We start from the raw sequence: 13397 nt of genomic DNA, 5'->3' as shown, positions 1-13397 counted from the left end.
TTCGGGAGTCAAGCAGCCGCGTTCAGAGGCAAGCCTGATAAGAAACAATCCGTATGGAGCTGTATCATCTCAGGAGAGACTATTGGATACTTCGATCAAGTTGTTGTCGGGATCGCGAAAATAGACCGAGAGAATGGGGCCGGTCGCACCGGTTCGGCGAATGGGGCCTTCCTCGATCGCAACGCCCTCGGCATTCAAGTGAGCGATGATGTCATCCAGCGGAGCGGCGCTGATGAAGCACAGGTCGGCCGAGCCCGGCGTCGGCCGTTCGGCCTTGGGCTCGACTCATGACCGGCGCGGTGCAGATTGATTTTCTGGTTGCCAAAGGCGAGAGCCTTGCGACCCTCGCCGAAAGTTTCGACGCCCATGCCGAGAACGCGGGCATAGAAATCGCCGCTCTGTTCGATGCTTACAACCGTGAGCACCAGATGATCGAGATGGTCAATGCGGATCATGACGGCCTCCGGCCTTAACGACGCGCCAGTCTGGCAACGGCAAGGGCGCTGACGAGACACATTGCCAGCATGACGAGGATGAAGGCAATCACGGCATTCCAGCCATCGGCAAGCCAGAAATAGCCACCGACCGAGCCGGCAATGCTGGAGCCGAGGTAATAGGCGAGCAGGTAGAGTGAGGAGGCGTGTCCCTTGAAGTCGCAGGCAAGCCGTCCCACCAGCGCGCTGGCGACGGAATGGGTCATGAAGAAGCCGATCGTCACCAGAACGATGCCCAGGATGATGAGCGGCAGGGAACTGGACAGCGTCACCGCTGCACCGAGCGCCGCAATCAGCACGCCTACCGGCAGCACGACGAAATGACCGATGCGGTCGCCGAGCAGACCCGCGGCCCAGGACGCGATGATGCCGAAGAGATAGGCGGTGAAGATCAGGCCGAGTTCTGTCTGGCTGAGATCATAGGGGTCGGCGACGAGGCGGAAACCGGCATAATTGTAGACTGTGACGAACGAGCCCATGACGAGAAAGCCGATGGCAAAGAGCAGCGGCAGCGCCGGGTTGCGGAAATGGCCGCCCCAGGCCTTCAGGTGGAAGGCGGCATCGAATCCCCTACGCGGGGTGAAATTGCGCGATGGCGGCAGAAGATAGAGGAAGCCGATGGCTGCGATCAGGCCGAGAATGCCGACGGCGGCCAGCGCCGGCCGCCAGCTCAGAAGTTCGGCGATCGTACCCGTGACCACGCGACCGGCCATGCCGCCGAAGGCGTTGCCGGCAATATAAAGACCCATGGCGCCACCAAGGCCGCGCGGCTCGATTTCTTCGGCGAGATAGGTCATGGCGACAGCCGGTACGCCGCCCAGAAGGAAGCCTTCGAGCGCACGGACGACGAGCAGCATATGCCAGCTCGGCGACACTGCGCAGACGAGCGTACAAATTGCAGCGCCCAGCAGCGATATGAACATCAGGCTGCGACGGCCTAAGCTTTCGGAAACGGCAGCGGCACCGAAGATCGCAAAAGCCAAAAAGCCCGTCGAAAGCGACAGCGAGAGCGAACTTGCGGCCGGCGTGACACCGAAATCCTCTGAGAAGATCGGCATCAGCGGCTGCACACAATAGAGCAGCGAGAAGGTGGCAAAACCAGAGAGAAACAGCGCAAGGGTGGCGCGGCGGAAAGCAGGGGTGCCGCGCGTGAGGAATTGGCGAGCCCCGGTCGGCGGCTCATTCCTGACGAGCGTCAATTCGGGACGGGTGGGGACTTCGGAGGCAACGGTTTGCTGCTCGCTGGCGGCGCGGAACATGGGGCACACAACCTTTCTTGCCCTCAAATCTAGTCAGGCCGGCTTCATTAGTCCAATATATGGAACAGACGATCTCGATATGTTTTGGAGATAGCGATGGAGCTGCGTCATATCCGTTATTTTCTGGCGCTCGCAGAAGCGGGAAATTTCACCCGCGCCGCCGCCAAACTCGGCATCGGCCAGCCGCCGCTCAGCCAGCAGATCCGCGATCTCGAAAATGAGGTGGGCGCCATGCTGTTTCACCGTGTTCCCCATGGGGCGGAACTGACAGAGGCGGGAGAGGCTTTTCTCGCCGAGGCCAAAACTGCCGTTGATGCGGCCGAAAAAGCCAAGCTTGCCGCCCAGCGCGCCAATCGCGGTGAAATCGGCCGCCTGGCGCTCGGCTTCACCGCCTCTTCCGCCTTCAATACCATCGTCACGGCAACCATCCGTGAGTTTCGAGGTCATTGGCCGGAAGTGCGGCTGTCCCTCACAGAGATGAACACAAACGCGCTGATGGAACGGCTGATGCGCGGCGAGATCGATGCAGCCTTTATCCGGCCGGGCCTGGAAGACCCGCGGGATGTGCGCCTGAAGCGCTTTGCCGACGAGCCGATGCTGATCGCGCTGCCCGCGCATCATCCGCTGGCAGAAAAGGAACGCGTGCCGATCGCAGCTCTGGCCGGCGAGCCGTTCATTCTCTTCCCCCGCATGGTGGGGCTCAGCCTCTATGACGATATCGTTGCGGCTTGCCGCGAAGCCGGCTTCGAGCTGGTGGTGATGCAAGAGGCGCCGCAGATCCCCTCCGTCGTCAATCTCGTCGCCGCAAACTTGGGCGTTTCCATCGTTCCGGCTTCGATCGCACAGATCAAGCTCGACGGCGTGGCCTATCGGCAGATCGATGGGCCGCCGGTCGTAGCGCGGCTTGGCCTTGCAAGCCTCAAGGCGCAGCGATCGCCTGTCGTTGCCAATCTCATGAGCCTGATTGCGTAGTTAACTGCCCCGTTCCCAATAGGGCGGATCGCCGAAGATCTTCTTAAGGTGGTCGGCGATAGCCCTGAGCTTTGCCGAGGGATTGCGCCCCTCGGGATGGGCCATGAAGATGAACTCTGGTTCGGGCCAGTAGCCGACGTCGATCTCGACAAGCCGCCCTTCCCCGATCGCCGGGCCTGCAATGAAGACCGGCAACAATGCGAGCCCCAAACCGGCGACGGCGGCATCGTGGATGACATCGCCATTGTTGACGCCGAATGCCAGCCTCCCCCGGATAACGACAGCGCCATCGGGGCCTTGGAAACGCCAGTCGGCCACGCCGCGATTGGTGTAGAAAATACCGCGATGGTTTTCGAGATCGGATAGCGAAGCGGGCCTGCCGTGACGGCTCAGATAGTCCGGCGACGCCACGAGAAGGCGGCGACTGCGGGCAAGCTTCCAGGCAACGAGGCGTGAGTCGGCAATCAGGCCATGGCGGATGATAGCGTCATAGCCATCCGAGGAGGCATCGACACGCCGGTCGTCGAGATCGAGCGTCAGTTCGATTTCAGGGTGATCGGCCAGAAAAGGATAGAGCGCCGGGCCGAGATGCATGCGGCCGAAGGTGACGGGGGCAGCGATGCGCAAAGGGCCAGCCAATGTGCCGCGCCGCCTCGCCAGATCGGCCGCCGCCTCCCGCACGTCGTGCACGATCCGCGACGCGCGCTCCAGGAAAGCGGCACCATCCTCCGTCAATGTCAGCTTACGAGTCGTGCGATGCAGCAGCGTGGCACCGAGCGTCTTCTCCATCTCCGCCAACCGCTCGCTGACGACGGATTTCGACAGCCGCAGTCGGCGCGCGGCTTCGCTGATCGACCCCGCTTCAGCAACGGCCACAAAAGCAGCGATTCCTTCAATCTTGAGCATCGTTCGGCAATCCCGAATTCGAGTTCCATGATTAGAAGACTAATCCGAACGATCGAAAAACACCATTCTCTGCGCATCGGACGGAACAACAGACACGTCCTCACCCAGAAGATGGAACAATGAACCGCTTGAATGGAAAAGTCGCAATCGTCACCGGCGCCAGCTCCGGCATCGGCCGCGCCACCGCCAAACTCTTCGCTGAAGAAGGCGCCAAGGTCATTGTCGGCGCCCGCAGGGGGGCCGAATTGGAAAGCCTTGTTGCAGAAATCAAGGCTACGGGCGGCGAAGCTGCAGCACTTGCCGGCGACGTGCGTTCGGAAGACTATCACAAAGGGTTGGTCGCCCTTGCCGTCGAGCGCTACGGGAAACTCGACGTCGCCTTCAACAATGCCGGCACGCTCGGCGAAGCAGGCCCGAGCACCGAGGTTTCCGAGGCGGGTTTTAGCGATGCGCTCGCAATCAACTTGACCGCTTCCTTCCTCGCCGCAAAGCACCAGATCGGAGAAATGGTCAAGCATGGAGGCGGTTCGGTGATCTTCACGTCGACCTTCGTGGGCTACAGCTTTGCCTTTCCCGGCGTTGCCGCCTATGCCGCCAGCAAGTCCGGCCTGATCGGCTTGACGCAGGCGCTCGCAGCCGAGTTCGGCCCGCAGAATGTGCGCGTCAATGCCGTGCTGCCGGGCGCCGTCGATACCGACATGTATCGCGAGATGAACGACACCCCCGACAAGCAGAACTTCATCACCAATCTGCATGCGCTGAAGCGTGTCGCCGGTCCTGAGGAGCTGGCCCGCTCGGTCCTCTATCTCGCCTCCGATGACGCAAGCTTCGTCACCGGCACCGCATCGCTGGTCGATGGCGGCGCCTCGATCACGCGCACCTAACCGCGTACGCTATGACGGAAAAAAGGCCGCGGAGCCTCTCCCTCCGCGGCCTTCCGCATCCGAAAGAAACGAAAATGCATCGCCGCCTGCCTTCATCGACTTCGGTGTCGACATTCTCTACCGACACTACTGCCGATTGCCTATTACGCCCCAAAGGCTTAGGTTCATGAGCACAAAAACAGGCGACGGGTACGGGCCATGGTTCTTGCGGGAAAACGCATCCTTCTCATCATTTCCGGTGGCATCGCGGCCTATAAGAGCCTCGATCTCATCCGGCGGCTGCGCGAGCGCGGCGCCACCGTCCGTCCCATCATGACATTGGGAGCTCAGGAATTCATTACGCCGCTTGCCGTCGGTGCGCTGGCGGCCGACCATGTCTTTACCGACCTGTTTTCCCGACAGGATGAGCAGGATGTCGGCCATATCCGGCTGGCGCGTGACTCCGACCTGGTGCTGATTGCGCCGGCGACCGCCGATCTCCTCGCCAAGATGGCCAATGGCCTTGCCGACGACCTTGCCTCGACCGTGCTGCTCGCGACCGACCGGCCCGTGCTTGCAGCACCAGCCATGAATCCGAAGATGTGGGCGCATCCGGCGACAAAACGTAACATCGAGATATTGCGGGGCGACGGCGTTCGCTTCGTCGGCCCCATGGCCGGCGAAATGGCCGAAAGCAAGGAGGCCGGCACCGGTCGTATGGCCGAGCCGTTGGAGATCGTCGCTGCCGCCGAAATGCGGCTGGATGATGGGGCAAGACCACTCGCCGGCAGAAAAGCCGTCGTCACGTCGGGTCCGACGCATGAACCGATCGACCCGGTGCGTTATATCGCCAATCGTTCTTCCGGCCGGCAGGGCCATGCCATTGCCTCTGCGCTCGCAGCCCTCGGCGCCGACGTCACGCTCGTCTCCGGACCCGTCTCGATCCCCGATCCGATGGGCATGCATGTCGTTCATGTCGAGCGTGCGGAAGAGATGCGTGATGCCGTGCTTTCGGCTCTTCCGGCCGATATCGCCGTGATGGTCGCAGCCGTTGCCGACTGGCGCGTCGCATCTGCCGCCGATCAGAAAATCAAGAAACATCCGGGCGAATCCATTCCGACGCTGGCGCTCACCGAAAATCCCGACATCCTGAAAACCGTCGGTCATCACACGCAGCGGCCGAAGCTCGTTATCGGCTTTGCCGCCGAAACGCAGGATGTAGAGGTGAATGCCCGGGCGAAGCTGGAGCGCAAGGGCGCCGATATGATCGTCGCCAACGATGTCTCGCCGGCAACCGGCATCATGGGCGGCACGCGCAACAGCGTAAAACTCATCCGCAATCATGGCGTGGAGCAGTGGCCCGATCTCGACAAGGAAGAAGTGGCGGCGCGTCTGGCGGCGTTGATTGCCGAACAGTTCAAGCAGGGATAGTGAGAGGCGCCTGCGGTCCGGCGGATGCGCGCTTTTCCGGCTGGAAGGGCGTGATGTGGACACCCATGTCGTCGATCAATACTGCGCTGCCATCCGGAACTTCCGTCCAGGCATCGATATCGTCGTTCAGCGGCTCGGACACGAGGCAATAGCCGATGCCGACAGGCGAGGCATAAAGCGTCGGCGCCTTGCGGTCGGTAGCATAGCGCACCGCATAGAGCGACTTTCCGTCGGAAAAAGCGGCCGTAAAGCGCACCAGCGCCGAACCGGTCAGATGAACCGACAGGCCCTCGGCAAAACCGATGGCTTCCGAAATCGCGGCAAATGGATTGGATGGAAGACCGAATTGCAACGCCAGCAAGAAGAGAAGCTCGGAATCGGTCGTGCCGCCGCGGGCGTGAAAAAGCTGATCATCCAGCATGGATTCCATCGGCCGACGCAAGCGATCAAAGTTGGAAATCTGCCCATTGTGCTGGAAGGACCAGTTTTCATGCACAAAAGGATGGCAGTTGTCCCGACGTGTGCCGCCGCCGGTCGCAGCGCGGACATGGGCGAGAAAAAGCGGCGAACGGATTTGCCGTGCCAAGCTCTTGAGATTGCAATCGGACCAGGCCGGAAGGATGTCGCGATAGCGGCCCGGCTCCGGCCGGTCGCCATACCAGGCAATGCCGAACCCATCGCCGTTGGTCGCTGTCTTGGCGCGCGTCGCGCAATGGGATTGCTCAATCAGGGAGTGGGCGGGCGAAGATACCAGCTCCTCCAGATAGAGGGGGTCTCCACGATAGGCTGCCCAGCGACACATGCGTCTTTCGCTCCAATTCCCGCTCGCTTCCTGTCCCGCGGGAGAATGTCAAAATCAAGAACGATTGTTCGTGCGGAATAGGTAATAAACTCTTAATTTACCAAGGATTGGGGAGTGAAGGTGACAGATTCTTGACACACCGTCCGATCACATTTCGGCGTCACAGCATTATTCTTATGTGAACACGCCTACTTTAAAGCTTTTTTTGCCCCGCGCTGCATGGCTTGATGAAAATGTCGGCTTGGCCTATATTTCGGGAGTGAGGGGCGGGTTGCAGCCCACCCCTCGTTTGCTTTAGTTGAAGAAATTGACCCGGACCTGCACTTGCCAGCTAGTCCGGGTTTTTCTTACCCAAAGCGTGATGCTAAGTGGAAACCACATAGCTCACCTCCTTGTTGACGGCGAGGCCGATCGCCACGGTCGAGGTTGCCCATCTTCCCCGATCCTGTCCGCTGGCACAGACAGGCGCTGCTTCCGCTGCCAACTGCTACGATGAATAGCACGCAAAAGTTGAACGAACCCTTGCGTTTCAATGCGACACCAAGAGTGAAGCGTCTCTCATATATGCCCCTTGAAATCGATGAAATTTGAGTTACGTTAGGCATATCGTCAACGTAACGAAAGGAAGGTGATCCAATGTCTAGTGAGATTTCGGTCCGCGTATCAGGCATGGAAATGGTTGTGAGCGTTGCGAGGCAGCCCTCGCTCTGATCAAACCTTCCGGAAGCGTTCTGCGCTTCAGGCCAGTTACGGGCCAGAACTCATGGAAGGGTCGCTTCGCGCGGCCCTTTTTTGCGTCTACCGGTTGCCGATATTGCGGCATATCGGCCTATCCTTCCCGGAATAAACGTCTGGTGTAGTCGTTTTTCTCTTGCCGAACGAAAAGCGTGCCATAGCTAAACCTCCATGACTTACAAGGAACAGCCCGAACAGGGTGAAGCCGAACCCGCGCCGCCGAACGAGCCGGCGCTCACCGCACTCTCATTGTATCCTGACGAATGGGCGCTGTTCCTCGACATAGACGGAACGCTGCTCGATCTCGCCGAGACCCCCGAGGCGATCACCGTCCCTCCGGCCCTGCCCTTTGTGCTCGAGACGCTTTCGCGCCGGCTCGGCGGCGCGCTGGCGCTGGTGACCGGGCGCGCGGTTGCCTTCGTGGACCCTCTTTTTACCCCTTTCCACTTCTCTGTCGCCGGCCTGCACGGCGCCGAGCGGCGCGACGCGGCAGGACGCCTGCGGCGCGCGCTGATTCCGCCCGCCTTCCAGGAGATGAAGCGGATGATCGCGCGGGAGATCGAGGCTTGGCCGGGCGTTCTCGTCGAGGATAAAGGGGCTGCGGTCGCCGTACACTACCGGCTGGCACCGGAGCGAGAAGCTGATGTCGCCGAAATGATGCAGCGCTATCTTCAGGAAGCCGGCCCGGACTGGATCCTGCAACATGGCAAGCTTGTGGTTGAAATCTGCCCGGCGCACGCGAGCAAGGGACATGCCGTCGAAGCCTTTCTGAATGAGCCGCCCTTCAACGGGCGGCGGCCTCTCGCGATCGGTGACGACGTCACCGACGAGACCATGTTCGCTGTCGCGAACCGCCTCGGCGGTCAATCCGTGCGCATAGGTCCGCCCAAGGGCAAGACGCTCGCACGTGCATCCATTCCCTCGCCCGGACGTTTAAGAGAGATACTCGCGGCGCTTGCCAAATAATCATTTTTGGTCAATTCGGCCTGCCGCCGCGGCCCTCTTGAAAGGAGCATTCCGTGAGTCGTCTCATCATTGTTTCCAACCGCGTTTCCGTCCCCGACAACAAAGGTGCGGCGGCGGCCGGCGGGCTTGCAGTTGCGCTTCAGGCTGCCCTTGCCGAGCGCGGCGGCGTGTGGATGGGCTGGTCGGGCAAATCGAGCGGCGATATCGAACCCGAGCCGCTGGTGTTGACCCAAGACGGCAACATCACCTATGCGCTGACCGACCTCACTCAAACCGATGTCGAGGAATATTATCAGGGCTTTGCAAACCGCGTGCTCTGGCCGATCTGCCATTACCGGCTGGACTTGGCCGAATATGGCCGCAAGGAAATGGCCAGCTACTTCCGCGTCAACCGCTTCTTCGCCCACCGGCTGGCGCCGCTGCTGGAGCCCGAGGACACCATCTGGGTGCATGACTATCACCTCATTCCGCTCGCGGCGGAGTTGAGGGAAATGGGATTCAAGAACCGCATCGGTTTCTTCCTGCACATTCCCTGGCCGCCAGCCGACGTGCTTTTTACCATGCCAGTGCACGAAGAAATCATGCGAGGCCTCTCCTCCTATGACCTGCTCGGCTTCCAGACCAAATACGATCTCGAAAATTTCGCCGGCTGCCTTAAGCGCGAAGGCATGGGGGTCGAAAACAGTCCTGGCCATTTCAGCGCTCACGGCCACAATTTCCGCGGCGGCGCCTATTCGATCGGCATCGAGACCGCAGCCTTCGCCGCTTTCGCCCGCAAGGCGGCGGCCCACAGCGTGGTGCGCAAGGCGCGGCAAAGCATCGAAGGCCGCGACCTGATCATCGGCGTCGACCGGCTCGATTATTCCAAAGGGATCACGCAACGCATCGACGCATTCGAACGCTTCATTACCAACAATCCGGCCCATCAGCGCCGTGTCACGTACCTGCAGATCACGCCGAAATCGCGCTCGGAAGTGCCCGAATACGAGGCGATGCAGCATGCCGTCGCCGAGCAGGCCGGCCGGGTCAACGGCGCCATCGGCACCGTCGACTGGGTGCCGATCCGCTACATCAACCGCTCGATCAGCCGGCCGGTCCTTGCTGGCCTCTACCGGTTGGCGAAAGTCGGCCTGGTGACGCCGTTGCGCGACGGGATGAACCTCGTCGCCAAGGAATATGTGGCGGCGCAGGATCCGGACGATCCCGGCGTGCTGGTGCTCTCGCGTTTCGCCGGGGCGGCGCGCGAATTGAAAGGTGCGTTGCTCGTCAACCCCTATGACGTCGACGACACGGCAAACGCTTTGACGCGCGGCATCAATATGCCGTTGGAAGAACGGCGCGAGCGCTGGCGCGGCATGATGGACCATTTGCTGGAAAACGATGTTTCGCGCTGGTGCGATGTCTTCCTGGCGGATCTAAGAGCGGAGTGACGAGCACCGGCTACATCGCCGCCGCTTCCCTGACCAGCCATTCAGTCAGCCGTTCGGCATGCATGCTCTGCGACCTCGGCGGCAGAAGCCAATAGCCGCGGTTCGGTCCCTCGATCACCGGACCTGCGGTCACCAACATGCGACCGGCCAGAAGCGAATCAACCAGCCCCATCCAGCCGAGCGCCAATCCCTGTTCGCCGATCGCCGCCTGAACGACCAGCGAATAGGTGTTGAACCGCAGGTCGCCATGGGCAGCATAAGTGTCCCGGCTGATGCCAAGTTCGGCGAAGTAACTCTTCCAATCGAACCATGGTGACGGTGTTTCCGTGTCCAGATGCACCAGCGTCGCTTGCACGAGGCGGCCGGGATCGCTGAAAGGACCATATTTGTCAACGAAGCCTTGGGTACAGATCGGCGCTACCTTCTCCGGCAACAACAACGCCGCCTCCGGTCCGAACTCCTCACGCTTGCCGAAGACGACGGCGACATCGCCGCTTTCCGAATGAACACGATCCTGTCGTTGCGTAGCGACGATCTGAATATCCAGCTCCGGGTGAAGCAGACGAAACCGATGCATGCGCGGGATCAGCCACAGCGCCGAGAAGGCATAGTCGGTCCTAAGCCGCACCGCCGGCCGCTGCGCTTCGGCGCGAAAGCTGCGCACCAGTGAATCGACGCCGCCGACCGCCTTCTCCACGACTTCGAACAGACGGCGACCTTCCGAGGACAGCTCGACGCCGCGATGCTGGCGATGAAAGAGGGTAACGCCCATCTGCTCCTCGATCCGCCTGATCTGATAGCTGACCGCCGGCTGAGTCAGACCGAGGTTTGCCGCTGCGGACGACAGGCTGCCCGAGCGCCCAACCTCGACAAAAATTCGCAGCCATCCGAGATCCACCGGCCGCTCAGACATAAAAAATCCTTTTGTCATCCATTGAAAAAAGCCTTCTTCACAGGGCGAATGCTACTGATGTTCAATAAAATGAGCAAATAATAAAAGGGAACTGTCATCATGCAAATTTCTGCCATGGGCCGGCTTGCCGTCGGCGCGCTCTTTTCCGCCTTGTCCTTCGCCGGCGTCGCCAAGGCCGATGGTGATTCCTGTCGCACCATCCATCTGTCCGATCCGGGCTGGACCGATATTACTTCGACCAATGGCGTAACGGGCGTGTTGCTCGGTGCACTCGGCTATGAGCCCGATATCAAGACGCTTTCGGTGCCGATCGGCTACCAATCGATGAAGACTGGCGAGATCGACGTGTTTCTCGGCAATTGGATGCCGGCACAAAAGGCCTTCGTCGACGATCTTAACAAGTCTAAAGCCATTGAAGTGCTGAACCGCAATCTTCAGGGCGCGAAATTTACGCTCGCCGTTCCGGCCTATGTCGCCGACAAGGGCATCAAGGATTTCGCCGACCTGCAGAAGCATGCCGACGATTTCGACCACAAGATCTACGGCATCGAACCCGGCGCGCCGGCCAACGCCAATATTCAGAAGATGATCGACGCCAACGATTTCGGTCTGAAGGGCTGGGAACTGGTGGAATCGAGCGAGCAGGCGATGCTGTCGCAGGTCGAACGCGCCGGCAAGGATAAGCATGCGATCGTCTTCCTCGCCTGGGCGCCGCATCCGATGAATGATCGCTTCAAGATTGCCTATCTCGCAGGCGGCGACGCTTATTTCGGTCCGGACTACGGCGGCGCGCAGGTCTACACGCTGGCGCGTACCGGTTGGTCGGCCACCTGCCCCAATGCGGCGAAACTGTTCCACAATCTGACCTTCGATATCGGCATGGAAAATTCGCTGATGGGTTCGATTCTCGGCGGCGAGGATGCTAAGACTGCGGCGACCGCTTGGCTGAAGGCGCATCCGGAGGCTCTGACGTCCTGGCTCGCAGGCGTGACGACGATCGACGGCAAGCGTGGTCTCGATGCCGTCAAGGCCGCGGTCGGCCTTTAATTCATCGAGGACATCCAATATGGCGCGCCCGAATATCCTTATCCTCATGGTCGATCAGTTGAACGGAACATTGTTCCCTGACGGTCCGGCCGATTTTCTCCACGCGCCTGTGCTAAAAGCACTGGCGAAACGCTCCGTGCGGTTCGCCAACTGCTATACGGCAAGCCCGCTCTGCGCGCCGGCGCGGGCCTCGTTCATGTCCGGCCAACTGCCGAGCCGCACTCGCGTCTATGACAATGCCGCCGAATTTGCCTCCGATATCCCGACCTTCGCGCATCATTTGCGGGCAGCCGGCTATCAGACGGCGCTCTCCGGCAAGATGCATTTCGTCGGACCGGACCAGATGCACGGCTTCGAGGAGCGGCTGACCACCGATATCTATCCAGCCGATTTCGGCTGGACGCCGGACTATACGAAGCCGGGCGAGCGCATCGACTGGTGGTATCATAATCTAGGCTCAGTGACGGGAGCTGGCATTGCCGAAATCACCAACCAGATGGAGTATGACGACGAGGTCGCCTATCACGCCACCCGCAAACTGCTCGATCTATCGCGCGGGCACGACGAGCGGCCCTGGTGCCTGACCGTCAGCTTCACCCATCCGCACGACCCCTATGTCGCCCGCCGCCGCTTCTGGGATCTCTACGAGGACTGCCCGGCGCTCGACCCCGATGTCGCGGAAATTCCCTTCGACAAGCAGGACCCGCATTCGCAGCGGCTGATGAAGGCGAGCGACCATACCGCCTTCGACATCACGCCCGAACAGATACGCCAGGCCCGGCGCGGCTATTTCGCCAATATCTCCTATGTCGATGAAAAGATCGGTGAAATCCTCGACGCGCTGGAGCGCGGCCGCATGGCCGACAACACCATCGTGCTCTTCGTTTCCGACCATGGCGATATGCTCGGCGAACGCGGATTGTGGTTCAAGATGAACTTCTTCGAAGGCTCGGCGCGCGTGCCGCTGATGATCGCTGCGCCCGGCTGGGATGCAGGGCGTATCGATCAGCCGGCGTCGACGCTCGATGTGACGCCGACGCTTGCCGGCCTTGCCGGGCTCGATATCGCCTCGCTGCGGCAATGGACGGATGGAGAGGATCTTGCTCCGCTCGTCCATGGCAGGGGAAGCCGTGGCCCGGTGCCGATGGAATATGCAGCGGAAGGATCGGAAGCGCCGCTCGTCGGTCTGCGCGACGGTCGCTACAAGCTGACGCTCTGCGACAAGGACCCGCCCCTGCTTTTCGATCTCGACGCCGACCCCAAAGAACTCTCCAATCTTGCCGACGATCCCGCATACGCCGAAATCCTGGCGCGGCTGACTGAGCACGCCAGACAGCGCTGGAATCTCGCCACCTTCGATGCCGCCGTGCGCGAAAGCCAGGCGCGGCGATGGGTGGTCTATGCAGCGCTCCGCAACGGCGCCTACTATCCATGGGACTACCAGCCGCTGCAGAAGGCGTCCGAACGCTATATGCGCAACCATATGGATTTGAACGTGCTCGAGGAGAACCAGCGTTTTCCGCGCGGAGAGTAAGGTTTTTGTGGCCGAGATTTTCGGAAGCCGATATGGTCGCGCCGA

At 60.8% G+C, this 13397-nt stretch carries 11 protein-coding genes and 1 pseudogene; 7 read left to right on the top strand and 5 right to left on the bottom strand.

The window, feature by feature from the left end; all coding sequences use genetic code 11:
* Positions 1-69: 69 nt before the first annotated feature.
* Both K290_RS38250 and K290_RS0105610 read right to left on the bottom strand, forming a co-directional pair.
* A pseudogene (locus tag K290_RS38250) lies at positions 70-455 on the bottom strand (VOC family protein).
* Positions 456-469: 14 nt separating this feature from the next.
* The gene (locus K290_RS0105610) at positions 470-1753 is read right to left on the bottom strand and encodes an MFS transporter (RefSeq protein ID WP_028750980.1); all 1284 of its coding nucleotides are present in this window, start codon (positions 1751-1753) and stop codon (positions 470-472) included.
* A 96-nt stretch (positions 1754-1849) separates the two neighbouring features.
* On the opposite strand from K290_RS0105610, the gene K290_RS0105605 reads away from it, so the two are divergent.
* Positions 1850-2725: a LysR family transcriptional regulator gene (locus tag K290_RS0105605; protein ID WP_028750979.1), complete on the top strand. Its 876-nt coding sequence runs from the start codon at positions 1850-1852 to the stop codon at positions 2723-2725.
* On the opposite strand, the gene K290_RS0105600 is transcribed toward K290_RS0105605, so the two are convergent.
* Positions 2726-3631 (bottom strand): LysR family transcriptional regulator, encoded by a 906-nt coding sequence (locus K290_RS0105600; RefSeq protein WP_028750978.1) that lies wholly within the window; start codon positions 3629-3631, stop codon positions 2726-2728.
* 119 nt (positions 3632-3750) lie between these two features.
* Here K290_RS0105600 and K290_RS0105595 point away from each other — a divergent pair, with 119 nt between their 5' ends.
* Together K290_RS0105595 and coaBC are read left to right on the top strand one after the other, a co-directional pair.
* Positions 3751-4515: an SDR family oxidoreductase gene (locus tag K290_RS0105595; RefSeq protein ID WP_028750977.1), complete on the top strand. Its 765-nt coding sequence runs from the start codon at positions 3751-3753 to the stop codon at positions 4513-4515.
* Positions 4516-4713: 198 nt separating this feature from the next.
* Positions 4714-5925, top strand: coding sequence for a bifunctional phosphopantothenoylcysteine decarboxylase/phosphopantothenate--cysteine ligase CoaBC (coaBC, locus tag K290_RS0105590; RefSeq protein ID WP_028750976.1), 1212 nt, complete (start codon positions 4714-4716; stop codon positions 5923-5925).
* On the opposite strand, the gene K290_RS0105585 is transcribed toward coaBC, so the two are convergent.
* The gene (locus tag K290_RS0105585) at positions 5912-6727 is read right to left on the bottom strand and encodes a class II glutamine amidotransferase (RefSeq protein ID WP_028750975.1); all 816 of its coding nucleotides are present in this window, start codon (positions 6725-6727) and stop codon (positions 5912-5914) included. The two genes, coaBC and K290_RS0105585, sit on opposite strands and share 14 nt — an antisense overlap.
* 906 nt (positions 6728-7633) lie before the next feature.
* On the opposite strand from K290_RS0105585, the gene otsB reads away from it, so the two are divergent.
* Together otsB and otsA are read left to right on the top strand one after the other, a co-directional pair.
* A complete protein-coding gene (gene otsB / locus K290_RS0105580) occupies positions 7634-8428 on the top strand; it encodes a trehalose-phosphatase (protein ID WP_028750974.1) in 795 nt (264 codons plus the stop codon).
* A gap of 53 nt (positions 8429-8481) precedes the next feature.
* Positions 8482-9858, top strand: coding sequence for an alpha,alpha-trehalose-phosphate synthase (UDP-forming) (otsA, locus tag K290_RS0105575; protein ID WP_028750973.1), 1377 nt, complete (start codon positions 8482-8484; stop codon positions 9856-9858).
* 10 nt (positions 9859-9868) lie between these two features.
* Here the strand turns inward: otsA and K290_RS0105570 are convergent, their stop codons facing one another.
* Positions 9869-10771 (bottom strand): choline sulfate utilization transcriptional regulator, encoded by a 903-nt coding sequence (locus tag K290_RS0105570; RefSeq protein WP_028750972.1) that lies wholly within the window; start codon positions 10769-10771, stop codon positions 9869-9871.
* 99 nt (positions 10772-10870) lie between these two features.
* Between K290_RS0105570 and K290_RS0105565 the strand changes: the two genes are divergently transcribed.
* Both K290_RS0105565 and betC read left to right on the top strand, forming a co-directional pair.
* A complete protein-coding gene (locus K290_RS0105565; protein WP_037135003.1) occupies positions 10871-11818 on the top strand; it encodes a choline ABC transporter substrate-binding protein in 948 nt (315 codons plus the stop codon).
* 19 nt (positions 11819-11837) lie between these two features.
* Positions 11838-13352, top strand: a complete 1515-nt coding sequence (betC, locus tag K290_RS0105560) for a choline-sulfatase (protein WP_028750970.1) — start codon at positions 11838-11840, stop codon at positions 13350-13352.
* Positions 13353-13397 lie beyond the last annotated feature (45 nt).

Origin of the sequence: Rhizobium leucaenae USDA 9039, from assembly GCF_000426285.1 — a bacterium.
GTDB lineage: Bacteria > Pseudomonadota > Alphaproteobacteria > Rhizobiales > Rhizobiaceae > Rhizobium > Rhizobium leucaenae.
Note: the sequence above shows the minus strand (reverse complement) of the source record. Positions and strands in the feature narration are given on the sequence as shown.

Excerpts from the sequence above, each read along its gene's own strand:
- K290_RS0105610 (WP_028750980.1), bottom strand. The coding sequence starts at position 1,753 with ATGTTCCGCGCCGCCAGCGAGCAGCAAACCGTTGCCTCCGAAGTCCCC.
- K290_RS0105605 (WP_028750979.1), top strand. The coding sequence starts at position 1,850 with ATGGAGCTGCGTCATATCCGTTATTTTCTGGCGCTCGCAGAAGCGGGA.
- K290_RS0105600 (WP_028750978.1), bottom strand. The coding sequence starts at position 3,631 with ATGCTCAAGATTGAAGGAATCGCTGCTTTTGTGGCCGTTGCTGAAGCG.
- K290_RS0105595 (WP_028750977.1), top strand. The coding sequence starts at position 3,751 with ATGAACCGCTTGAATGGAAAAGTCGCAATCGTCACCGGCGCCAGCTCC.
- coaBC (WP_028750976.1), top strand. The coding sequence starts at position 4,714 with ATGGTTCTTGCGGGAAAACGCATCCTTCTCATCATTTCCGGTGGCATC.
- K290_RS0105585 (WP_028750975.1), bottom strand. The coding sequence starts at position 6,727 with ATGTGTCGCTGGGCAGCCTATCGTGGAGACCCCCTCTATCTGGAGGAG.
- otsB (WP_028750974.1), top strand. The coding sequence starts at position 7,634 with ATGACTTACAAGGAACAGCCCGAACAGGGTGAAGCCGAACCCGCGCCG.
- K290_RS0105570 (WP_028750972.1), bottom strand. The coding sequence starts at position 10,771 with ATGTCTGAGCGGCCGGTGGATCTCGGATGGCTGCGAATTTTTGTCGAG.
- K290_RS0105565 (WP_037135003.1), top strand. The coding sequence starts at position 10,871 with ATGCAAATTTCTGCCATGGGCCGGCTTGCCGTCGGCGCGCTCTTTTCC.
- betC (WP_028750970.1), top strand. The coding sequence starts at position 11,838 with ATGGCGCGCCCGAATATCCTTATCCTCATGGTCGATCAGTTGAACGGA.